This window comes from Frondihabitans sp. OV104 (assembly GCF_057787745.1).
This window is the reverse complement of record NZ_CM173541.1, coordinates 1,883,662-1,905,639: the sequence shown is the minus strand read 5'-3', so window position 1 is coordinate 1,905,639 and position 21,978 is coordinate 1,883,662. Positions and strand designations below refer to the sequence as shown.

Below are 21,978 nucleotides of genomic sequence, written 5' to 3'. Positions count from 1 at the left end.
GGCTGGTCCGGCAGGCGACGGCGTCGGCCAGTGTGGTCTCATGAGCGAAACCGAGCACGTCAGCGTGCGAGACCTGCGCAAGACCTACGGCGCCTTCGACGCCGTCGACGGCATCTCCTTCGACATCGGGCGGGGCGAGACGTTCGCCCTGCTCGGGCCCAACGGCGCCGGCAAGAGCACCACCATCGAGATCCTCGAGGGGTATCGCGACCGCACCTCCGGCGACGTGTCCGTGCTCGGACAGGACCCGGGCCGGGCGGGCCGCGACTGGCGGGCGCGCATCGGCATGGTGCTGCAGTCGAGCGGCGAGAGCGGCAACGTCGGCGTGCGCGAGCTGATCGCGCACTTCGCCACCTTCTACCCGAACCCGCGCGACGTCGACGAGACGATCGCCGCGGTCGGCCTCACCGAGAAGGCGGGAACGCGGATCAGGGCCCTCTCGGGCGGCCAGCGCCGCCGTGTCGACGTGGCCCTCGGCGTGATCGGCCGGCCCGAGCTGCTCTTCCTCGACGAGCCGACGACGGGGTTCGACCCCGAGGCGCGGCACGAGTTCTGGAGCCTCATCCGCCTCCTCAAGCGCGAGGGCACGACCATCCTGCTCACGACGCACTACCTCGACGAGGCGGCGCAGCTCGGCGACCGGGCCGGGGTGGTCGTCGGCGGCAGGCTGGTGGCCCTCGGGCCCGTCGACGAGATCGGGGGGCAGGATTCGCGGATCCCCGTCGTCCGATGGGTCGACGCCGCGGGCCCGCGTGAGCAGCGCACGACCGAGCCGACGGCCCTGGTCGCCGAGCTGCACCGGTCGACGGGCGGCGAGGTCCGGTCGCTCGAGGTCATCCGCCCGAGCCTCGAAGACGTCTACCTCGACCTCGTCGCGAAGCACGACAGCACGGCGACGTCGACGGGAGTGCTCGCGTGAACGCCCTCGCTCTCGGCCTCCGCCGCGCCCGCTTCGAGACGGCCGTCTACTTCCGGCAGGGCGACACCGTCTTCTTCACCTTCCTCTTCCCGGTCGTCATGCTCACGATCTTCTCGGTCGCGTTCAGCTCGGCCGGCAACTTCGGCACGAAGCCGGACGGCTCCGGCGGGATCACCGCGGCGGCGTTCTACCTGCCGGGGATGATCGCCGCGGGGATCCTGCTGTCGGGGGTCCAGAACCTCGCAGTCGACATCGCGGTCGAGCGCGGCGACGGGACGCTCAAGCGCCTGGCCGGGACCCCGCTCCCGGTGCTGTCGTACTTCGTGGGGAAGTTCCTGCAGGTGCTTGCGACCTCGGCCCTGCAGATCGTGCTGCTACTCCTGGTCGCGCGGATCGCCTTCCAGGTGGCTCTGCCTGCGGACGCCTCGAAGTGGCTCACGTTCGTCTGGGTCTACCTGCTCGGCATCACCACGTCGGCGGTGCTCGGCATCGCGCTCTCGCGGGTGCCGCGGACCGGCAAGAGCGCCACCGCGGTGATCGTGCCCATGGTGCTCGTGCTGCAGTTCATCAGCGGCGTCTACCTCTCGTTCAGCCAGCTGCCCTCATGGCTCCAGAGCTTCGCATCGGTGTTCCCGCTCAAGTGGCTGGCGCAGGGGATGCGGAGCGTGTTCCTCCCCTCCACGTTCGAGACGCTCGAGCCCGGGGGATCCTGGGATGCCGCAGGAACTGCCGCCGTGCTCGGCGTCTGGCTCGTGGCCGGCGTCGTGGCCGCCCGCCTCACGTTCCGGTGGATCCGCAAGGACTCGTGACCGCGTCGCGTGAGAGGCTGAGCACCATGACCGGAGCACGGTGGTGGGACCTCTTCTTCGGGGCGACGATGGCCCTGATCGCCTCCATCTGCGTCATCAACCTCGTCGCGGGGGACGCCGACCGGATCGTCGCCGTGATCGTCATCGCGCTGCTGTCGCTCGCCTGGTGCGCGTTCGGCCGCCGCGGCTTCACCCGGCCGACAGCGGCGGCGGCCTTCCTGGCGATCCTCGTCGTGGCATCCGGCGTCATGGTGTTCGTCGACCCGAGCACGGCGTTCGTCCAGGCCATCGCCTGCCCTCTGATCTGGGTGATGGTCGATCGGGTCCGCGTCGCTGTCGCGGTGAACGCGCTGCTGACCGTCGTCATCGCGGTGGCCATGGCGACGGGCCTCGGGTCCGCGCCCGACGACTGGACCCAGGCCGTGCTCATCGAGGGCATCAGCCTCGTCGGCAGCATCGCGCTCGGGGTCTGGATCACCCGGCTCGCCGAGCTCAGCGAGGAGCGCCAGAAGCTTCTCGACGAGCTGACGCTCGCGCAGGTGCGGCTGGCCACGCTCAGCCGCGAGTCGGGTGCCTCCGGCGAGCGGGAGCGCCTCGCCCGGGAGATCCACGACACGATCGCGCAGAGCCTGACGGGCGTCGTGCTTTTGACGCAGCGGCTCAAGCGGGAGCTGGCCGCCGACACGCTCGACGTGGCCGGCGACACCGCGGCCCTCCTCGAGGAGAACGCCCGGGAGGCCCTCACGGAGGCCCGGTCGCTCGTCGCCTCGACCTCGGCGGTCGACCTCGGAGGAGGCGTCGAGCCCGCGCTTCGGCGGCTTGCCGGTCGATTCGAGCGGGAGACCGGGATCCACGTCGACGTCGACGTCGATCGGGTCGAGGGTCTCGACCGCGACGTCGAGGTGGTGCTGCTCCGCTGTGCTCAGGAGGGGCTCGCCAACGTCAGGAAGCACTCGGGGGCGGCGTCGGCCCGTCTCGGGCTGATCCGGGCGGGCGCCGAAGTGCGCCTGACGGTCGGGGACGACGGGGCGGGGTTCGATCCTGCGCGCCCCTCCGACGGCTACGGCCTGGCCGGGATGCGCGCGCGCCTCGACCTCGCCGACGGCCGGCTCGAGGTGCGGAGCGCGCCGGGGAGCGGATCGACTCTCGTGGCCTCGCTGCCGCTCGGGAGCGCCTCGTGATCCGTGTCATCGTCGCCGACGACCATCCGATCGTGCGAAGCGGCATCGTCGCGCTGCTCGCTGCGACCGACGACGTGGATGTCGTCGGAGTGGCGGGTGACGGGCGGGAGGCGGTGGACCTCGCAGCCGCGCTCCAGCCGGACCTGGTGCTGATGGACCTCCGCATGCCGGTGCTCTCCGGCGACCGGGCGACGGCGGAGATCATCGCCCGCGACCCCGCCGTGCGCGTCGTCGTGCTCACGACCTACGAGACCGACGAGCAGATCCTGACCGCCATCGAGGCAGGCGCCGTCGGCTACCTGCTCAAGGCGTCTCCGGAAGACGAGCTGCTGGCCGGCGTCCGCTCGGCCGCGCGGGGAGAGGTCGCGCTGGCGCCCGCGATCGCTGCCATGCTCGTGCGTCGTGTCGCCGCGCCGGCCGGAGCGCAGGCCGCGACGCCGGCGCTCACCGCGCGCGAGCGGCAGGTGCTCGCGCTGGTCGCCTCGGGCCACAGCAACCGGTCCATCGCCGGCGAGCTGTTCGTCAGCGAGGCCACCGTGAAGACGCACCTGATCCACGTCTTCGAGAAGCTCGGAGTGAGCGACCGGACCCGTGCTGTGACGCTGGCGATGGAGCTCGGGCTGCTCTGACGCTCTCTCGAGCAGGTGCGTGACGCCCCGGATCTTGATAGCGTGTGCGTGGCCGTGAACGTTCACGGTCGCTCACTTCAAAGAGGAAGAAGACCGATGACCTCTCCTACGACGGCCCGCTGGGCAGTGCTCGGCGCCGGATCGATCGCGCGCCGCTTCGTCTCGCAGCTCCCCTCGTCGGGCGGCGTGCTGGCCGCGGTCGGCAGCACGGACGAGGGGCGCGCGGCCGGCCTCGCGGCGTTCGCCGTCGAGCAGGGCGCCGGGCCCGGCGGCTCCGGTGGCCCTGACGGCTCCGGCGGCGACGCCGTGCGGACAGGGACCTACGCCGAGATCCTCGCCGACCCGAGCATCGACGCCGTCTACGTGGCCACGGTCCACACCGGTCACGCGCGCCTGGTGCTCGACGCGATCGCGGCCGGCAAGGCGGTGCTCTGCGAGAAGCCCCTCACGCCCAACGCGGGAACGACGATGGTCGTCGCCGACGAGGCCAGGCAGGCCGGGGCGACCCTCGTCGAGGCGTACATGTACCGCTTCCACCCGCAGACCCGCGCCCTCCTCGACCTCGTGCGCGAGGGGGCGATCGGCGAGCTCGTGCACATCGACGCCGCGTTCTCGTTCGCAGTGGCCGTGCGCGAGGGCCGCCTGTTCGACGTCGAGACCGCCGGCGGCGGGATCCTCGACGTGGGCGGGTATCCCGTCTCCATGGCCCGCGCGGTCGTGGGCGCCGCGCGGGGCCGTGCGTTCGCCGAGCCGCTCGCCGTCACAGCCAAGGGCACGCTCGGGCCGACCGGCGTCGACGAGTGGACGGTCGCTCAGCTCGACTTCGGCGACGGCGTCACGGCGACGGTGCGCTGCGGCGTCCGCGTCGACGACGCCAACGCGGTCACGATCACCGGGTCGCTCGGAAGCATCGTGCTCACCGACCCGTGGACGCTCGGCGAGCAGCCCGAGATGACCGTGCGCACGGTCGACGGCGAGACCCGGTCGCTCTCGTTCTCCGGCGCGCAGCCGTACGGGCTGGAAGCCGCCGCCACCATCGCCGCGCTGCGGGACGGCAGCGGCGAGACCCTCGAGAGCGGCCTCGACGACAGCGTCGGCACGGCCCGCGTCCTCGACCAGTGGCGGGAGGCGATCTCGCTCCGCTACCCGTTCGAGCGGGAAGACGTGTCCATCCCTCCCGTCACCGGGGCGCCGCTCGCGGTGTCGCCCGACGCGCCGATGGTCTACGGCGAGATCGACGGCGTCGGCAAGAGGGTGTCGCGGCTGATCATGGGCGTCGACAACCAGGAGAACCTGGCGCACGCGTCGGCGATCTTCGACCACTTCGTCAGCCAGGGCGGCAACACCTTCGACACCGGCTGGCTCTACGGCCACGGCGAGATGGAGGAGCGGCTCGGGCGGTGGATCGCGAACCGCGGGATCCGCGAGGACCTCGTGGTCATCACCAAGGGCGCCCACACGCCCTACTGCGATCCGGAGTCGCTGAGCCGGCAGCTCCTCGAGAGCCTGGAGCGTCAGGGCACCGGGTACGCCGACATCTACATGATGCACAGGGACAACATCGAGGTGCCCGTGGGCGAGTTCGTCGACGTGCTCGACGAGCACCGCGCGGCCGGGCGGATCCACGTCTACGGCGGCTCGAACTGGACGCCGGCTCGCGTGGACGAGGCCAACGCCTACGCCCGGGCCAACGGCCGCGCCGAGTTCTCGGTGCTCTCGAACCACTTCGGGCTCGCCGAGGCATACGACGTCCCGTGGGCCGGGTGCGAGCACGTCACCGATCCGGAGTCGAAGCGGTGGCTCGAAGAGCGCCAGATCCCGCTGCTGCCCTGGTCGTCGCAGGCCCGCGGCTTCTTCACCGGCCGCGCGCGCCCCGACGACCTCACCGACGCCGAGCTCGTCCGCTGCTACTACAGCGACGACAACTTCGAGCGCCTGCGCCGGGCCGAGCAGCTCGGCGCCGAGCACGGAGTGGCGGCGACCGCGATCGCCCTCGCCTTCGTGCTGCACCAGCCGTTCCCGACGTTCCCGCTCTTCGGGCCGCGCACCATCGCCGAGGCGCGCTCGTCGATGCGCGGTCTCGGCGTCGAGCTGACCCCGGAGCAGGTCGCCTGGCTGGACCTCCGGTGACGGGGAAGTAGCGGCCCGCGCATGAGCTCCGTGCCCCCACGGGCCACGATCATCGACGTGGCCGAGCTCGCCGGGGTGTCCCGGCAGACGGTCACCCGCGCCCTGAACGGTCTCGCCGACATCTCGCCGGCGACCCGCGAGCGCGTCGTCGCGGCGGCGCGCAGCCTCAACTACCGTCCCAATCGGGCGGCCCAGGGGCTGGTCCAGGGGCGCCTGACGACGGTCGGCTTCGTGGTCGACGACCTCAGCAACCCGTACTTCGCCGAGCTGGCCTCGGCCCTGTCGAGGCAGGCTGCCGAGCGCGACTGGAGCCTGCTCCTGTGCGACGTGGGGAGCGACCCGGTCAAGGGACGCGCGCAGCTGGCGTCGATGACCCAGAGCGTCGACGCGGTCGTCCTGACCGGATGCCGGAACGACACGATGTCGCTGCTGCCCGACGACGTCCTCAGCGGCACCGGGCTCCGGATGCCGCTGGTCATGCTCGACGGGCCGGCGCACCCGCGCCTGGACGCGCGGGTCGTGCTCGACCTCGCGACGGCCATCGGCCAGGGTGTCGACCACCTGGCGGTGTCGGGGCGCACGCGCATCGCGTTCGTCGACTCGACCGAGGGCTCCGGCGACCGACTCGAGCTGTACCGTCGGCACGTCGCGTCGAGGGGACTCGAGGGGGAGAGCCGGCCCTCCTACGCCGGCGACGAGTCGATGGACGGCGGGCTGCGGGCGGCGCGCGAGATCCTGGCCGCCTGGCCCGACGTCGACGCGCTCGTGGCGTACAACGACATCATGGCGATCGGCGCGTTGAAGGCGCTCGCCGAAGCCGGGCGTGCCGTTCCCGGCGACGTCGCCGTCATCGGCATCGACGGCCTCGCCGTGGGCCGAGCGGTCACGCCCGAGCTCACGACGCTGGCGATCGACACGACCCGCCTGGCGCGCGAGGCTCTGGGCCTCCTGCACGACGCGCTCGGCGACCACACCCATCGCGACGACCCGTCGCACGACATCAGCGTGCCGCTGACGCTCACGCTCCGGGAGTCCGCATGACGAACCGCTCAGCCCGTCTCGCCCCGGCGTCGACCACGACGTCGTGGCGCAACGCCGTCATGGTGCTCTTCGCCCTGGGCGGGATCGCGCTGTCGACCTGGGGTCCCCGACTGCCGAGCATCCGCGACTCTCTCGGCATCGGCGACGGCCTGATCGGGATCGCCCTGGCCGGCGTCACCGTCGGCTCCGTCACGGGGCTGTCGCTCGCGGCGCACGCACTCGCCCGCTTCGGTCCGCGCCGCGCCATCGGCGGGGCCGCGGTGCTCATCGGCGTCGGCATCGCCCTCGTGGGGCTGGGCGCAGGGGTCGCCGCGTCCGTGCCGGCCACGGTGGTCGGCTTCGTGGTCGTCGGGCTGGCGGTCGGCTCCTTCGACGTGCTGATCAACGTTCAGGGTGCCGCCGTCGAGAAGGCCGCCGGCCGGACGCTGATGCCCCTGCTCCACGCCGCCTGGTCGGCGGGGGCCGTGATCGGGTCCGGGATCGGCGCCGGGGCAGCCGCGCTCGGCGTCGGGTTCGCGTGGCAGTTCCTGGCCGAAGCCGCCCTGATCGCCGTCGTCGGCCTCGGGGCGACGGCGTACCTGCGGCTGTCGCCCGCCGAGGAGGGCGAGGCAGCCGAGGTCGGGGGAGTGGACGGCGTGCCGTGGCGGGTGCGTCTGGGGCAGTCTGCCCGTCGGCTGCTCGACCCGCGACTCCTGCTGATCGGCGTCGTCATGCTCGGTGCGGAGCTCGGAGAGGGCACGGCGAACAGCTGGCTGTCGCTCTCCGCCCGCGACGGACACGGGCAGACCGAGACCGTCGCCGCACTGTTCTTCACCGTGTTCGCAATCTCCGAGACGGCGGCGCGCGTGGCGGGAGGGCCCGTCGTGGATCGGATCGGCCGCGTCCGCACGATCCGCCTGACGACGGCGATCGGCGTCGTCGGGTTGGCGGTCTTCATCCTCGGCGGGCCGGTCTGGGTCGTGCTCGTCGGGGTGGTGCTGTGGGGCTTCGGCGTGTCGATGGGCTTCCCGCTCGGCATGTCGGCCGCGGCCGAGAGCGGGCCCAACGCCGCCGCGCGGGTCAGCGCCGTCGCCTCGGTCGGCTACCTCGCCAACCTCGCGGGGCCGCCCGTCATCGGCGGGCTGTCCGAGGCCATCGGCCTGCTCGACTCGTTCTGGCTCGTCGCCGTGCTGCTGGCTGTGGCCTTCGCCGCCGCGGGATCGCTCCGCAGCCGCCGCTGAACCGGATGAAACCTTTTGCCCGCCGCGGACATCACTGACTAGGACCACACTCGACGAAGGGGGATTCCATGAACGACACCACTCATCACAGCAGGCGCAGGATCGCGGCGGCCATGGTCGCGGCAGCCGTCGCGGCCGCGCTCCTCACCGCCTGCTCCACCGGCCCCAGCGCCGCCGGGCCGAGCACCGCGACGCCGACCGCCGAGGCGCCGAGCGCCACCGAGGCTCCGGCCCCGACAGCCGCCCCGACCGAGGCGAGCACGCCGACGCCGACGAGCTCGTTCACCGCCGACGACACGTCCACATGGCCCATCACGTTCACCCGCGTCGGACCACTCACGATCGGCGGAAACCAGAAGGCCGAAGCGACGGTCATGACGGGCCTCGGGTACACCGGGTCCGAGAATCAGGAGCTCGGGCAGGGCGGCACGTGTCCCGCCGACTTCTTCTACGGCAAGGGCACCCCCCAGTTCGCCACCACGTTCGTGCCGGCGAATCCCGACGTCACGACCCTGGTGGCGGTCTCGGGCGACAACTCGCAGCCGATTAGCTCGACGGTCATCGCCGCATCGCCGAAGACGGAGGCCGGCATCGGCATCGGGTCGACGGTCGCGGCACTGAAGGCGGCCTATCCGGGCATCCCGAAGACGGGCGCCTACGGCGACATCACCACGTACTACGGGCTCAGCGGAGAGAACGGCCGCTGGATCGACTTCAGCGTCGGCGAGCGCGACGAGGTGATCGGGATCACCCTCGCCGACAGCGGCATCCCGCCGTCCGAGTACTGCGGCTGATCGAGTACTGCGGCTGATCGAAGGCGGGGTTGATGGGGTGCCACGACCCGAAGCGTGTCACCCCCATCACGATGCGGCACTCCGACCCGAATCGTGTGCCCTGCACCTCATGTCGCAGGTCTTACCCCGACCCAGCCAGGCGGCCCCACCCAGAGGCTGCCTGCCGACATGCGCCAAGTACACGCCTCTTTGAGCGGTTCTCCCCGGAGCCGGGCGAATTGCCAGGTTGATTGAAATCGTGAGACACCGGAAGGCCGGTTTGCGACGTCTTAATTGAATCTGTGAACTAGAAGGCCCGTTTCGACCAATCTTCAGGTATAACTCGGGTACCGGGGATCACGGGGGCGTCGTCGACGCTTACACATGTGCCTCTCCCACTCAGGCAGGGGCCACCATGGCCAGCACGCCCATCTTCCGTCCGCTTCTCGTCGTGGCCACCGGCATCGGTCTCGCTGCGGCCCTCACTCTCGGGGCCGCGTCGACGGCCTCCGCGGCGACCGTCCTCGACGGCCCCGTGAACCTCGGCACCGCGAAGACCTTCGGGGTCCTCGGCGCCAGCACCGTCACCAATACCGGCACGACCCTCGTCAACGGCGACCTGGGCGTCTCGCCCGGCACCGCCATCACCGGATTCGACGGCGGCCCCGGCATCGTCAACGGCACCATCCACACGACCGACGCCGAGGCGACGCAGGCGCAGGCGGACACCACCACGGCCTACAACGTCGCCGCATCCCTGACCCCCACCCGCAAGGGGATCAGCGAGCTGAGCGGCCTGAGCCTCACCCCGGGCGTGTACACGGGCGATGACCTCATCCTCTCCAACAACGGCGCACTCACCCTGGCCGGCAGTGCGAAGTCGGTCTGGGTGTTCCAGGCCGCCTCGACGCTCACGATCGGATCGGCGACCCGCATCACGATCACGGGCGGTGCGACCGCCTGCAACGTGTTCTGGCAGGTCGGGAGCTCGGCGACGATCGGCTCGGCAGCTCAGTTCCAGGGCACGGTCCTGGCCCAGGAGTCGGTGACCGCGACCACGAGAGCCACCATCGTCGGCCGTCTCCTCGCCCGCACCGGTGCGGTGACCCTGGACACGAACACCATCACGGCGCCGACCGGCTGCCCGAACCCGGGTACCACGTCCGAGACCACCGCGCCCACGATCACGTCGGGCGCTCCGACGACCGCGACGGCGGGAACGCCGTACACGTACACGGTGACAGCAACAGGCTCGCCGAAGCCGACGTTCACCTCGACCACGCTGCCCGCCGGCCTCGTCCTCAACGGCACGACGGGCGTCATCTCGGGCACTCCGACGACTCCGGGCAAGACGACCTTTACCGTCACCGCTAGCAACGGCACCACCCCGACCGATTCCGCGACCTACACCGTGACCGTCCGGATCCCAGCGGGTACCGGTGCTGGCACAGGCACAGGCACAGGCACAGGCACAGGCACAGGCACTGGCACAGGCATAGGCACTGGGACTGGGACGGGCACGGGCACGGGCACCGGCACAGGCTCCGGTGCCGAGCTCGCGTACACCGGCACCGACACGATCGGCGCGGGTGCGGCCGCCGGCCTGCTCCTCGTCGGCGGGGCGGTCCTGGTCACGGCCAGCCGTCGCCGTCGCCGCGCCGCTGCCGCACACCGGGCCTAGGGGCGTGTCGAACGACACAGCTTCCGCCCGGTGCCTCGCCGCCCGCGCAGGCCGCACGACGGAGGCGGATGCGAGGGAGTCGACGGGAGTGTGCTTCGATGGCCTCCCGCGGATGTTCATCGGACGATGGCGCATGCTTGCGGACCCCCTACGGAAGGTCCATCGTGAGCAGCATCGTGACATCCCTCGACAGCGAGGGTGACGGCGACAGCCGGCGCGAAGAAGACGGCCCGATGCCGGTGACGCCGATCGCGCTCCTCGAGGCGATGTCCGCCCTCCAGACGGCCGACGCTCACCTCCGCTGGCGCCTCCGTGACCGCCTCCAGCTTCGAGCGAACGAGATCTCGGCGCTCGAGTTCGTGGCTCGGCTCGGTCGTCTCGGCCAACCCGTCCGGGCGCTCGACATCGCCCGGGCTCTCGGCGTCACCAGCGGGGCCAGCACGATCATCGTGTCTCGCATGATGGATCGCGGACTCCTGAGCCGCACCGACAATCCTCGAGACGGGAGAGGGCATCTCCTGTACCTCACACCGGCCGCGAAGGCCGAGTTCTCCGCGGCGCTCGGCGACTCGCGTGACGACGTCCGCGCGCTCCTGGCCGGCCTGTCCCCCCGCGAGTCGAAGCGCATCATCACCCTCCTCTCCGCCATGACGGCCTCGCTCGACCTCGGCGGCATCCTGCCCGCCGCATGACGACGGTCACCCGACCGAGTGCCCGGTCGGACGCGCGGGTGACGGTGGGGCACAGCACTGAGGAGCCACCCGGTACGGTGAGCGCATGACGACCCCTCCCTCCGCCCCTGCCCGTCAGGCCGCGGTCGTGTACAACCCGATCAAGATCGACGTCGAGGCCGTTCGGCAGGCCGTCGCCGTCGCCGAGAAGGAAGCCGGCTGGCCGAGCACGCTCTGGTTCGAGACCTCTGAGGAGGACGCCGGCCAGGGCCCTGCAGCCGAGGCGCTCGCCGCAGGAGCCACGATGATCATCGCGGCCGGAGGAGACGGGACGGTGCGCGCCGTGGCCGAGGGCATGCACGACTCGTCGGCCTCGCTGGCGCTTCTGCCGTCCGGCACCGGCAACCTCCTGGCCCGCAACCTCAAGCTGACCCTCGAAGATCTCGACAACGCCCTCCACACGGCATTCGCCGGCGACGACCGCGCCATCGACCTGGGCCTGATCGACATCCGGCGCGACGACGACAGCGTCACCAAGCACGTCTATGTGGTGATGGCGGGTCTCGGCGTCGACGCGCGGATGCTCGCCAACACCGACGCCGACCTCAAGAAGAGGGTGGGGTGGCTCGCGTACGCCAAGGCCCTCGTCACCACTCTGCGAGAGAAGAACCACCTCGAGTTCCGCTACAGCTTCGACGGCAAGCCCGCCCGCACCATGCGCGCGAACACGATCATCATCGGCAACTGCGGAGCCCTCCCCGCGAACATCCTCCTGCTGCCGGACGCCGCCATCGACGACGGGGTGTTCGACATCCTGCTCTTGCGGCCGGAGAGCTTCCTCGGGTGGCTGCAGATCCTGTACAAGGTGTTCTGGGAGAACGGCGTAGTCCGGCGACTGCCGTTCGCCGACAAGCTCAAGGGCCGGGAAGACGACGCGCTCCGCTACGTCAAGGCCAAGTCGGTCACGGTGAAGCTCCGCGGGCCCGAAGACATCGAGATCGACGGCGACGAGTTCGGCAAGGCGGTCGGCTTCCGGACGACGGTCAAGCCGGGCGGCCTGACGGTGCGCGTGCCGCGCGACTGAAAGCGGCCTCGCGCGGGCGCCAGCGGTGCTCTGCCGCTACGCTTCACAAGCCACACACACGGACGACGAAAGGACTGACCATGAGTATCGGCGGAGGCATCTTCCTGCTCGTCATCGGCGCCATCCTGGCGTTCGCCCTCAACTTCCAGGTCGCGGGCATCGACATCCACCTGATCGGCTACATCCTCATGGCCGCCGGTGCGTTCGGAGTGATCCTCGGCGTCGTCCTGGCGACCCGCCGCCGTCGCGTCGTCTCGACCTCGCGAACGGGCGTCGACTCCGTCTCGGGCGAGCGGGTCACGCGGCGCAGCACGGAGGACGACGGCCCGCTCGTCTGAGCTCCCGCCAGCGTGGCCGGTACGTCTCAGCTCGAAGTCCGGTTGAGCCGCGCCGACTGAACGGACAGCCAGATGGCGAGCCCGTAGACCACGAAGGCCAGAGCGACATGGAAGGGCGTCATCCAGTCCATGCCCAGCCCAGAGATGGCATGACCAGAGAGCCACTGTGCGAGGGTGGCGGCGAACAGCACGACGGCGGCGATCCTGAGTCGACCCGCCGACGCGAGGCGCACTGTCGCGACGATGGCTGCGATGAGCGCGGACACCATTATCGGGTAGGCCATGACGCCGTGGACGTCGACCCAGGTCTGCTTGGTCGACTCGGGGAGTCCGTCCTCGATGAAACTGCCTGCGGTCACCGACTGCGCGAAGATGAACAGCACGGCGACGCCCGTGGCAATGGCGTAGGCGCGGCGAGCTGACGGAGTGGCGGGCGGGCGGGCGGGGACTGGGCGGCTCGAAGAGGTCGACATGCCTTGACCGTAGGTGTGGCCGGACCGTGCAGGGGCCGGTAAAGCACGACCGAATGTTCGAATGCTCACATGGTGGGCTCACGTTGCCCGGGTTCACGGGGGTAGGAAAGCCTACCCAGGCTGGAAGTCCGGCGTGGAGAGGGTCACTCTGAGCGCATGACCGGACTGGATGCGACACAGGGCCCGCCACCTCACGACGGCGAGCAGCACACGGGCAACCTCGCGCAACGGCTGAACTGGCTGCGCGCAGGCGTCCTCGGGGCCAACGACGGCATCGTCTCGGTCGCGGCGATCGTCGTCGGCGTCGCAGGCGCTTCGACCTCGACGGGCGCCATCGCCACGGCCGGAGTCGCGGGACTCGTCGGCGGGGCGATCTCGATGGCGCTGGGGGAGTACGTCTCGGTCAGCAGTCAGCGTGACAGCCAGCAGACTCTCATCGCCAAGGAGCGGGAAGAGCTCCACGCAGACCCGGACGCTGAGCTCGAGGAGCTCACAGCGCTCTACGAAGTCCGAGGGCTGTCACGGGAGACCGCCGAGACGGTCGCGAAGGAGCTCACGGCTAAGGACGCCCTCGCGGCCCACCTCGCCATGGAGCTGAACATCGACGAGGACGACGTCGTCAGCGCCTGGCATGCGGCAGCCGCCTCCGCGCTCGCGTTCACGATCGGGGCCATCCTGCCGCTCGCGGCGATCCTGCTGCCTCCGTCGTCGATCCGCGTGCCCGTGACGTTCGGGGCGGTGCTGATCGCACTCGCGCTCACCGGAGCGGTGGGGGCGCACATCGGTGCAAGCTCGAAGGCCCGTGCCACGATCCGAGTCGTCGTGGGCGGCGCCGTCGCCCTCGCGGCCACATTCGTCATGGGTATGCTCCTGCACACCGGTGGGATCGCCTAGCGGCGTCGAGCGGAGGAGCGGCCGTGGCACGGATCCTGGTCGTCGAGGACGACGTCGAGATGCGCGGGCTGGTGAGCGAGAGCCTCGCGGGGGAGGGGTACGAGGTCACGGCCGTCGGCGACGGAGTGGCAGCCCTGATCGCAGCGAGCACCGCGGAGTTCGATGCGGCGGCCATCGACGTGATGCTGCCCGAGATGACCGGGTTCGAGATCTGCCGACGGCTCCGCGAGGCCGGTCGACGGTTTCCCGTCATCCTCGTCACCGCACGGGATGCCGTGGACGACCGCATCTTCGGGCTCGACGCCGGCGCGGACGACTATCTGACGAAGCCGTTCGCGCTGGCGGAGCTGAACGCTCGGCTGCGCGCTCAGCTGCGAGGGCGGGCAGATGCCCGGATGCTCCGGGAGGCGCCGCTACGGGCAGCACCGCTGCTGAGCGCGGGTACCCTGGAGCTCGATCCGATGGCGCTCCGGGCCCGCATCGGCGGCCGCGTCGTGCCCTTCAGCGTCAAGGAGTTCTCGCTCCTGCGGGTCCTGGTGCAGTCGACCCCCGAGGCCTGCTCGCGGGCTGCGATCCTCGACGAGGTCTGGGGGTCGTCGGAGCACTTCGATCCCACCATCGTCGACCAGTACGTGAGCTACGTGCGCAAGAAGCTGGCGGCGGCGGGAGCGGACGTGTCGATCTCGACGGTCCGCGGCGTCGGCTACCGCCTCGACGCACCGGCCGAGCCGTGAGACGACTCGGCTCGCTGCCGATCCGGGTTCGGATCACCCTCGGCAGCTTCCTCGCCGCCGCCGTTGTCCTGGCGGCGGTGGCCGGGCTGATGGCACACGAGGTCCGAGCGACGACCGCATCCAGCGAGGCGACCCTCGCCAGCAGCGACATCGCCCCCTACGTCGCCGATCTGCAGGCCAATCCGGACGAGACGCCCGACACGCCCTCGACGGGAGTCCTCGTCGCGATCCGCGCCGAGTCCGGCGCCTTCCTGGTCGACTCCCTGCCCGCGGGCCTCAAGCGGAACCTCGACGACCGCGACCTCCACGACTCCCGGTTCGCGCGGGCGCCCCACGGGGAGGAGGACGCTGAGGCTCCCGTCCGGCGCGTGACGAGCGGGACGACGACCTACGTCGTCGTCGAGCGCCATCTCACGACGAGCGAGGGCCGGTTCACCCTGTGGGGCGCTCGGAGCACGTCGTCAGGAGACCTGACCATCGCCGCGCTCGATCGCTCCCTCCTCGCGGGGTTGGTCGTCGCGCTCCTGGCGTTCGCAGCGGCATCGTGGCTGCTGAGCAGCCTGTCGCTGCGGCCGATCCGCCGCCTCATCGAATCCGCCGAGCAGCTGAGCCACGCCGACACCGGTGAGGCGCTCCCCGTCTCACCCGCCGGCGACGAGCTGACCCGGCTCGCCGCCACCCTCAACGTCTTCGTCGCGAGGCTCCGCGCCAGCGCCGACCACGAGCGCCAGATGGTCTCCGACGCCAGCCACGAGCTCCGAACCCCGCTCGCGTCGCTCACGGCGCGGCTGGAGCTCGCGCACCGGTCGAGCGGCGACGCCGAGGCCCTCGAGGCCGAGATCACCGCGGCCCAGGCGAGCGTCGATCGACTGACCACCCTGACCACCACCCTGCTCGAGCTCTCCCGACTCGATCAGTCCGCGGAGCCTGGGCGATCCCAGCCGTCGACGGGGGCGCAGGAACTGGTCGCCGAGCTCCTCGCCTCCGTCGACCGCGCCCGGGTGGCCCCGTCGGCTTCGACCATAACGATCGACTACGACGTCGGCGGGGTCGCCGCCCTGGCTGCGGACTACGCCCTCTCGTCGGAGGCTTTCGGCCGCGTCGCCGACAACCTCGTCGCCAACGCCGTCACGTTCAGCCCCGACGGCGGCGTCGTCACGATCGTCCTGAGTCAGCGAAATGTGCTCGGGAAGGAGGTCCTGCACCTTGCCGTCTCCGACGACGGGCCGGGGGTGCCGGACGACTTCCTCGACGCCGCATTCGACCGCTTCACTCGTGCCGACGACTCCCGCCGTCGCATCCGCGGGGGTACCGGCCTCGGCCTCGCGCTCGTCCGGGGCCTCGTCGAACGAGCCGGGGGTCGCGCCGAGCTCCTGAATCGACCTCACGGGGGAGCCTCGGCCGTCGTGCAGCTGCCGGCCGTCTGAGCTCGCTGCCGGCACGAGCCCAGATGTGAGATCTCGAAGAAAACCGGCCCGACTTCCGGGGTCTGCGCATAGGTCGCGATCCGACTATGGATTCACCGACGGCATCCAGACCGTCCCAAGGAGATCCCATGACGTCGACCGCCACCCGCCAGGCGCCGCCCTCCGCGTTCGCTCGGCCGCCCGCCCAGTCGTTCGTCGCCGACGCCCGCCGACGTCGCCGTGACCGCCGACGTCGCAGCGTCGTCGTCGACCTGCTCACCATCCTCGTCTGGGCGTCCGCGGCGATCGCCGTCGCCCTGTACCTCGCCTCGCCCGGCGCCCATGACATCGCCGGCCCGGCGGGCGTCGTGACCGCCGCGGGGATCGCCGCGGGCCTCGTCGCGACCGACCTGGTCCTCGTGATGATCCTGCTGGCAGCTCGCGTACCCGTCGTCGACCGCTTCTTCGGTCACGACCGTGCCATCGCGGTCCACGGCTCGCTCGGCAAGCCCGTCCTCTACCTCCTCCTCGCGCACGGCCTGCTCCTGACCGTCGGCTACGGCCTGTCGGATCGCATGAACCCGGTCGGCGAGACCCTCTCGCTGTTCACGACGGTGGAGGACATGCCGCTGGCCTACCTGTCGCTCGGCCTGTTCGTCACGGTGGTCGTGACGTCGCTCGTCGCCGTGCGTCGAAAGCTGCCGTACGAGGTCTGGCACGGCATCCACCTGCTCACCTACGCCGCCGTCGCCGTGGCGCTTCCGCACCAGCTGAGCGTCGGCAGCGTCCTGGTCTCGGGCACCTGGCAGCGCGTCTACTGGATCACCCTCTACGTCGTCGTGCTCGCGGCCGTGGTCGTCTACCGGTTCGCGATGCCCTTGATCGCGACCTTCCGACACCGCATCCGCGTCACCGGGGTCGAGCCGATCGCGCCGGGCGTGTACTCCATCCACCTCGCCGGGCGCGACCTCGACCGGCTCGGTGTCGAGGGCGGCCAGTTCGGCATCTGGCGGTTCTGGACCGCCCGCACCTGGTTTCACGCCCACCCCGTCTCGTTCTCGGCGCTGCCCGGTCGCGACACCGCCCGGATCACTGTCCGCGACCTGGGCGCAGGATCACGGCGACTCGGCCGGATCCGCCCCGGCGCGTTCGTCTCGCTCGAGGGTCCCTACGGCCTCTTCACCTCCCGTGCGCGCACCGCCCCGTATCTGTCCCTGGTGGCGTCGGGCATCGGCATCACGCCGGTGCGGGCCCTGCTCGAAGACTCCGACCTCCGCCCAGGAGAGGCCACGATCCTGCTTCGAGGCTCCGACGCCGATCAGCGCTACCTCTGGGACGAGGTCGCAGACCTGGCCGCACGCACCCGCAGCGAGCTGTTCGCGATGATGGGGGCCCGGCCGGCCGGTGCCGCTGCGTGGCAGTCCGCCGACGACTTCCGTCGCGGGGTCACCCTCGTCTCGACCTTCCCGCACCTGCTGGAGTCGGACGTCTACATCTGCGGCCCACAGGCCTGGGCCGACCTCGTCGCCCGCGACGCACGTCTCGCCGGAGTCCCCGAGCACCAGATCCACCAGGAGAGGTTCGCATCATGAGAGCACGCGCACTCGCCGGCGGCGTCATCGCCTCGGCCGCCATCGTCAGCGTCGGCTGGCAGATCGGTGCCCAGCAGCTCGCGGCCACGTCGGCGTCGTCGGCCGGCTCGGCTGCTCCTGGCGCAGGATCCGGCTCGTCGACGCCGTCGACGCCGTCATCGAGCCCGTCGGCGTCGTCCGGCAGCTCGGCCTCCGGGAGCAGCACGTCCGGCGGCACGAGCTCCTCGAAGACGTCGGTCTCGGGCACGTTCGCCGGCACGACGGTCCAGACGCAGTTCGGGCCGATGCAGGTCGAGATCGTCGTCGCGGCGGGAAAGATCACCGACGTCAGGGCGCTGCAGCTGACCGACCAAGGGGGGCGCTCCGTGCAGATCAGCAACTACGCCGCCCCGATCCTGCGGACCGAGGCGCTGAGCGCCCAGTCGGCGAGCATCCAGTCGGTCAGCGGCGCGACGTACACCAGCCAGGGCTACATCACGTCGCTCCAGGCCGCGATCGACAAGGCGGGGCTGTGACCGTCCACGTCTTCGGCACCATGGGCACGGTGGTCAGCCTCCGCGACCCCGACTCTGCGCTCGCGCCGACCGACTACGACGCCGTGGAGGGCGTCTTCCGTCGGTACGACGAGAGATTCAGCCTCTACGACGAGGCGTCCCCCCTGAGCCGGATCGCTCGGGGCGAGCTGGCCCTGGTGGCCGCCGGGCCCGCGGTCCTCGACGCCTACGCCCTCGCGATCGACTGGCGCAACCGGACCGGCGGCGCTTTCACGCCGCATCGTCCAGACGGCGTCATCGACCTGTCGGGCGTCGTCAAGGCGCTGGCGATGGACGAGGCCGGGCTCCTGCTGGACGAGCGCGCCGACGACTGGATGCTCGCCGTGGGCGGCGACGTGCTCGCGCGGGGAGAGCACGAGCAGATGGCCTGGAGCGTGGGAGTGGTCGATCCTGCGGCTCGAGACCGCCTCGCGGGCCTCATCGACCTGACAGGCACCCGACGGGCGGTCGCGACCTCGGGGACCGCCGAGCGGGGCGAGCACATCTGGCGGCGCGGCGCCGAGGAGTTCACGCAGGTCACCGTCGTCGCGGACGACATCGTGACCGCCGATGTCCTGGCCACGGCGATCGCGGCGGGCTCGGCGGCCGACCTCGACGCGCTGACGGCCGCGCACCCGGTCGACGTCATCGCGTTCGATCGCACCGGGTCGGCACGCGCCACTCCCCGGGCTCGGGCCTGGGTGGTGTGAAGCGCGCCCGCGCGTGCCTGGCCGCTTCTGGCGCGGGGAACTAGGCGAAGTCGCCCGCCGCGATCATCTCGGCGAACTTGCGCACGTCGGGGCCCGGCTCGTAGTCGATGAAGCGTGTCTTGAGACGCTCGTTGAGCGACTGGAATGCGGCCTCCCAGCCGTCTCCGTCATAGTCGCGCGCGACGTCGGCTACGGCATCGCGAAGAACGCCATCGGCATCCGCGAGGATCTTGCCGCGAGCTTCGTCGTTCCAGCGGACCGAGTCCAGGTCGGCCATCGCCTACTCCGCCCCGAGCGCCGGATCGTCGGTGCTCTCGGGGTCGACCTTCGTCTCGTCCATCCGGTCGCGCAGGTGGTCTGCCATGGCCCCGGCGCCCTCGTCGCCGTGGTCGTTGTCGACCTGCTCGATCAGCCCGGCGAGCTTCTCGTCGTTCGTCGCGTCATCGCTGCCGTCCATGAGGGGCGTGGTCTGGTCGTCGGTGCTCATAGACGGGACGCTACGCGCCGCCCGGCCGTCGCGCCGGAACTCCCAGCCGCTCGGCCGCGAGCTCCGGCGCCCCGAGTCTCAGACGGCGAGACGCCCGCCGTCGACGGGCAGGATCACGCCGTGGATGTTCGATGCCGCCGCCGAGGCGAGGAAGACGATGCCCGCGGCCACCTCGGCGGGCGTGCTCGGCCGGCCGGCGGGCGTGGTCGCGGCGAGCGCGTCGAGGCTCTCACCCATGACCTCGGTCCCCTCGGTGCGCGTCGGGCCGGGGCTGACGGCGTTGACGCGGACGCCCGAGGCCCCGAACTCGGCCGCCCACGCCTTCGTCAGCAGCTGGAGCGCCGCCTTCGACGAGCCGTAGAGAGACATGCCGCTCATGCCGAACGCGGCCACCATCGTCGTCACGTTGACGATCGCGCCGTGACCTCGCTCGGCCATCCCGGGGGCGAGCGCCCCGACCAGCGCGAAGGGCGCTCGGACGTTGACCGCCATGACGGAGTCGAACGTCTCGGTGTCGACGTCGGCCGTGGCGCCGAAGGGGAAGAGGCCGGCGTTGTTGACGAGGACGTCGACGCGACCGCCCCCGATGCGGAGCGCCTCCGCGGCGAGGTGCGTCACCGCGGCGGCGTCGGCCAGATCGACAGCCACGAAGTCGGCAGCGCCACCGGCTGCGACGATCGCATCGACGGTCGCGGCGCCTCGCTCGGCGCTGCGGCCGGTCACGACGACGTGGGCCCCGCCTGCGCCGAGCTGGAGCGCGACATCGCGGCCGATCCCGCTGGTGCCGCCGGTCACGAGGGCAGTGAGCCCGGAGAAGTCGATGTTCGTCATGAGGAGCCTTTCGATTGGAGTGATTGCTCCAAGAATCAGACCCAAAAAATGGAATGTCAACTCTAAAAGCGGTAGTCTCCGACCATGTCCCTCACGGTCGATGCTCCGCTCGCCTCCGTCGGCGGCCGCCCGCTCACGGCGAAAGGGCGAGCCACTCGGCAGCGCATCGTCGAGACCGCGTCGCGGCTGATGCTCGAGGTCGGCGTCGAGCGCGCGACGATCGACGACATCCAGCGGGTGGCGGGCGTCAACGCATCGCAGCTCTACCACTACTTCGTCGACAAGAACGCGCTGATCCTGGCGGTCATCGATCACCAGACCGAGACGGTGCTCGACATCCATCGCTCTCGCTTGACCCGGGTCGAGAGCTTCGACGGTCTCGTCGCCTGGCGCGACATGATCGTCGACGTGCTCCAGGCGCAGCAGTGCGTCGGCGGCTGCCCCATCGGCAGCCTGGCAAGCGACCTCGTCGAGACGAACCTCGACGCGCGCACCGCCCTCCAGGCGTCGTTCGCCGCCTGGGAGGAGCTGCTCCGCGCAGGGCTGGCGACTATGCGCGACCGGGGCCTCCTCCCGGCCGACCTCGATCTCGACCGAGCGGCGCTCGCTCTGCTGGCCGCGGTCCAGGGCGGACTCCTCCTGAGTCAGACGCGCCGCGACACCATCGCCCTCGAGGCGGCTCTGGATGCTGCCATCGACCACCTGCGGTTGCTCTCGCCGGCCCGGTGACTTCGGCCCGTCGATCAGCTCCCGCCGCGGAGGTTCTACGCAGGGGAGGCACCCGTGGCAAGCCCCCGCCCTCAGTCGCCCCGGCCGCGTAGGCAGGGCAGAGAGCGGCGGCACCTCGCCTCCGGTCGAGAAGGGGTCGACCATGTACTTCCACGCCCAGACCTGGATCAACGAGATCGCCGACGGCGAGCCGGATCCTGCCGCCGCCAATGCACTTCAAGAGGGGCTCGGCGGTCAGTTCGGCGAGATGCGCACGATGATGCAGTACCTCTTCCAGGCCATGAACTTCCGGGGTGCGGCGGCCAAGCCGTATCGCGACCTGATCCAGGGTGTCGGCACGGAGGAGATCAGCCACGTCGAGCTGATCGGCACCACGATCTCTCACCTGCTCGACGGATCGCCCGAGTACACGGGGAAGATCACCGACCCGCTCGACGAGCCGGGTGCCGGCGGCGCGACGCCGCTGAGCATGGCTCTCGACACCGGCAACATCCACCACTACCTCGTCGGCGCGCAGGGCGCCCTGCCGGTGGACTCGGCGGGCAACCCCTGGTCGGGCAGCTACGTCTACAACTCCGGCAACCTCCCCCTCGACCTCCTCTACAACGTGATGCTCGAGTCGACCGGCCGTCTGCAGAAGTGCCGCATCTACGAGATGACCGACAACCCGACGGCCAGAGGGACGCTCGCCTATCTGATCGTCCGCGACCAGGCGCACGAGAACGCCTACGCCAAGGCCCTCGAGACCCTCGGGGTCGACTGGAAGACCCTGCTGCCGATTCCGAAGACGAACGCGGAGCGGTTCCCGGAGGTCAAGAAGCTCGTCGGTCTAGGTCTTCAGAGCAAGCAGTACAGCTTCGATCTCGACGGGAAGTCGGAGGCCGGACGCATCTTCCAGGGCACCTCGCCGTCGAAGGACGGCACGGACCTGACGGCCACGGAGCAGGCCCCGACCGGCGTGCCGTCCGTCATCTCGCCGGAGCGCCTCGAGGAGTTCTCGCCGGGCCTCGACAAGGACCTCCTCGCGCTCATTCAGGAGACCGCCGAGCGCGAGCTCGCCGAGGTCGAGGCGTTCTACGGTCCGGTGAAGTAATCGCGCGTCCTCTCGGGAGG

At 70.9% G+C, this 21,978-nt stretch carries 24 protein-coding genes; 20 read left to right on the top strand and 4 right to left on the bottom strand.

All coding sequences use genetic code 11. The features are described 5' to 3' along the window. Window positions 1–40 precede the first annotated feature (40 nt). The 12 genes from AC3CBB_RS09030 (at window position 41) to AC3CBB_RS08975 (ending at window position 12,476) form a co-directional block, all read left to right on the top strand. On the top strand, window positions 41–919 hold the full coding sequence (locus AC3CBB_RS09030) for an ABC transporter ATP-binding protein (RefSeq protein WP_488624323.1): 879 nt from the start codon (window positions 41–43) through the stop codon (window positions 917–919). Next, a complete protein-coding gene (locus AC3CBB_RS09025) occupies window positions 916–1,728 on the top strand; it encodes an ABC transporter permease (protein ID WP_488624322.1) in 813 nt (270 codons plus the stop codon). Before AC3CBB_RS09030 ends, AC3CBB_RS09025 begins: the two co-directional genes overlap by 4 nt. 26 nt (window positions 1,729–1,754) lie before the next feature. After that, window positions 1,755–2,909, top strand: coding sequence for a sensor histidine kinase (locus AC3CBB_RS09020; protein WP_488624321.1), 1,155 nt, complete (start codon window positions 1,755–1,757; stop codon window positions 2,907–2,909). Next, complete coding sequence (locus AC3CBB_RS09015) at window positions 2,906–3,538, top strand: response regulator (protein ID WP_488624320.1); 633 nt, start codon at window positions 2,906–2,908, stop codon at window positions 3,536–3,538. The genes AC3CBB_RS09020 and AC3CBB_RS09015 overlap by 4 nt, the downstream gene beginning before the upstream one ends. Window positions 3,539–3,634: 96 nt before the next feature. Further along, complete coding sequence (locus tag AC3CBB_RS09010; protein WP_488624319.1) at window positions 3,635–5,668, top strand: aldo/keto reductase; 2,034 nt, start codon at window positions 3,635–3,637, stop codon at window positions 5,666–5,668. Window positions 5,669–5,689: 21 nt separating this feature from the next. Beyond that, complete coding sequence (locus AC3CBB_RS09005) at window positions 5,690–6,709, top strand: LacI family DNA-binding transcriptional regulator (RefSeq protein WP_488624318.1); 1,020 nt, start codon at window positions 5,690–5,692, stop codon at window positions 6,707–6,709. Beyond that, entirely contained in the window at window positions 6,706–7,929 is a 1,224-nt protein-coding gene (locus AC3CBB_RS09000; RefSeq protein ID WP_488624317.1) for an MFS transporter, read from the top strand. The genes AC3CBB_RS09005 and AC3CBB_RS09000 overlap by 4 nt, the downstream gene beginning before the upstream one ends. Window positions 7,930–7,997: 68 nt before the next feature. Continuing rightward, window positions 7,998–8,723 (top strand): hypothetical protein, encoded by a 726-nt coding sequence (locus tag AC3CBB_RS08995; protein WP_488624316.1) that lies wholly within the window; start codon window positions 7,998–8,000, stop codon window positions 8,721–8,723. Between the two features lie 394 nt (window positions 8,724–9,117). Then, entirely contained in the window at window positions 9,118–10,383 is a 1,266-nt protein-coding gene (locus AC3CBB_RS08990; RefSeq protein WP_488624315.1) for an ice-binding family protein, read from the top strand. A 164-nt stretch (window positions 10,384–10,547) separates the two neighbouring features. Next, window positions 10,548–11,075 carry a MarR family winged helix-turn-helix transcriptional regulator gene (locus tag AC3CBB_RS08985; RefSeq protein WP_488624314.1) on the top strand — a complete coding sequence of 176 codons (528 nt, stop codon included), beginning with the start codon at window positions 10,548–10,550 and terminating at the stop codon, window positions 11,073–11,075. A gap of 85 nt (window positions 11,076–11,160) precedes the next feature. Next, window positions 11,161–12,138: a diacylglycerol/lipid kinase family protein gene (locus tag AC3CBB_RS08980; protein ID WP_488624313.1), complete on the top strand. Its 978-nt coding sequence runs from the start codon at window positions 11,161–11,163 to the stop codon at window positions 12,136–12,138. Between the two features lie 80 nt (window positions 12,139–12,218). Next, window positions 12,219–12,476, top strand: coding sequence for a DUF6458 family protein (locus AC3CBB_RS08975; protein WP_488624312.1), 258 nt, complete (start codon window positions 12,219–12,221; stop codon window positions 12,474–12,476). Window positions 12,477–12,502: 26 nt separating this feature from the next. On the opposite strand, the gene AC3CBB_RS08970 is transcribed toward AC3CBB_RS08975, so the two are convergent. Further along, window positions 12,503–12,949 carry a hypothetical protein gene (locus AC3CBB_RS08970; RefSeq protein WP_488624311.1) on the bottom strand — a complete coding sequence of 149 codons (447 nt, stop codon included), beginning with the start codon at window positions 12,947–12,949 and terminating at the stop codon, window positions 12,503–12,505. 156 nt (window positions 12,950–13,105) lie between these two features. Between AC3CBB_RS08970 and AC3CBB_RS08965 the strand changes: the two genes are divergently transcribed. The 6 genes from AC3CBB_RS08965 to AC3CBB_RS08940 all read left to right on the top strand — a co-directional run bounded on the left by AC3CBB_RS08965 (window position 13,106) and on the right by AC3CBB_RS08940 (window position 18,818). After that, complete coding sequence (locus tag AC3CBB_RS08965) at window positions 13,106–13,843, top strand: VIT1/CCC1 transporter family protein (RefSeq protein WP_488624310.1); 738 nt, start codon at window positions 13,106–13,108, stop codon at window positions 13,841–13,843. A 23-nt stretch (window positions 13,844–13,866) separates the two neighbouring features. Further along, window positions 13,867–14,577, top strand: coding sequence for a response regulator transcription factor (locus AC3CBB_RS08960; protein ID WP_488624309.1), 711 nt, complete (start codon window positions 13,867–13,869; stop codon window positions 14,575–14,577). Next, a complete protein-coding gene (locus AC3CBB_RS08955) occupies window positions 14,574–16,004 on the top strand; it encodes a HAMP domain-containing sensor histidine kinase (protein WP_488624308.1) in 1,431 nt (476 codons plus the stop codon). Before AC3CBB_RS08960 ends, AC3CBB_RS08955 begins: the two co-directional genes overlap by 4 nt. A 128-nt stretch (window positions 16,005–16,132) precedes the next feature. Next, window positions 16,133–17,575 carry a ferredoxin reductase family protein gene (locus tag AC3CBB_RS08950; protein ID WP_488624307.1) on the top strand — a complete coding sequence of 481 codons (1,443 nt, stop codon included), beginning with the start codon at window positions 16,133–16,135 and terminating at the stop codon, window positions 17,573–17,575. Then, a complete protein-coding gene (locus AC3CBB_RS08945) occupies window positions 17,572–18,090 on the top strand; it encodes an FMN-binding protein (protein ID WP_488624306.1) in 519 nt (172 codons plus the stop codon). The genes AC3CBB_RS08950 and AC3CBB_RS08945 overlap by 4 nt, the downstream gene beginning before the upstream one ends. Next, complete coding sequence (locus AC3CBB_RS08940; protein WP_488624305.1) at window positions 18,087–18,818, top strand: FAD:protein FMN transferase; 732 nt, start codon at window positions 18,087–18,089, stop codon at window positions 18,816–18,818. The genes AC3CBB_RS08945 and AC3CBB_RS08940 overlap by 4 nt, the downstream gene beginning before the upstream one ends. Before the next feature lie 40 nt (window positions 18,819–18,858). On the opposite strand, the gene AC3CBB_RS08935 is transcribed toward AC3CBB_RS08940, so the two are convergent. The 3 genes from AC3CBB_RS08935 to AC3CBB_RS08925 form a co-directional block, all read right to left on the bottom strand. Continuing rightward, window positions 18,859–19,095 (bottom strand): hypothetical protein, encoded by a 237-nt coding sequence (locus AC3CBB_RS08935; RefSeq protein WP_488624304.1) that lies wholly within the window; start codon window positions 19,093–19,095, stop codon window positions 18,859–18,861. A 3-nt stretch (window positions 19,096–19,098) separates the two neighbouring features. Then, a complete protein-coding gene (locus tag AC3CBB_RS08930; RefSeq protein WP_488624303.1) occupies window positions 19,099–19,305 on the bottom strand; it encodes a hypothetical protein in 207 nt (68 codons plus the stop codon). A 78-nt stretch (window positions 19,306–19,383) separates the two neighbouring features. After that, on the bottom strand, window positions 19,384–20,136 hold the full coding sequence (locus tag AC3CBB_RS08925) for an SDR family NAD(P)-dependent oxidoreductase (RefSeq protein WP_488624302.1): 753 nt from the start codon (window positions 20,134–20,136) through the stop codon (window positions 19,384–19,386). Window positions 20,137–20,220: 84 nt separating this feature from the next. Here AC3CBB_RS08925 and AC3CBB_RS08920 point away from each other — a divergent pair, with 84 nt between their 5' ends. Next, the gene (locus AC3CBB_RS08920; RefSeq protein ID WP_488624301.1) at window positions 20,221–20,865 is read left to right on the top strand and encodes a TetR/AcrR family transcriptional regulator; all 645 of its coding nucleotides are present in this window, start codon (window positions 20,221–20,223) and stop codon (window positions 20,863–20,865) included. Between the two features lie 142 nt (window positions 20,866–21,007). Continuing rightward, window positions 21,008–21,958: a manganese catalase family protein gene (locus tag AC3CBB_RS08915; RefSeq protein ID WP_488624300.1), complete on the top strand. Its 951-nt coding sequence runs from the start codon at window positions 21,008–21,010 to the stop codon at window positions 21,956–21,958. Window positions 21,959–21,978 lie beyond the last annotated feature (20 nt).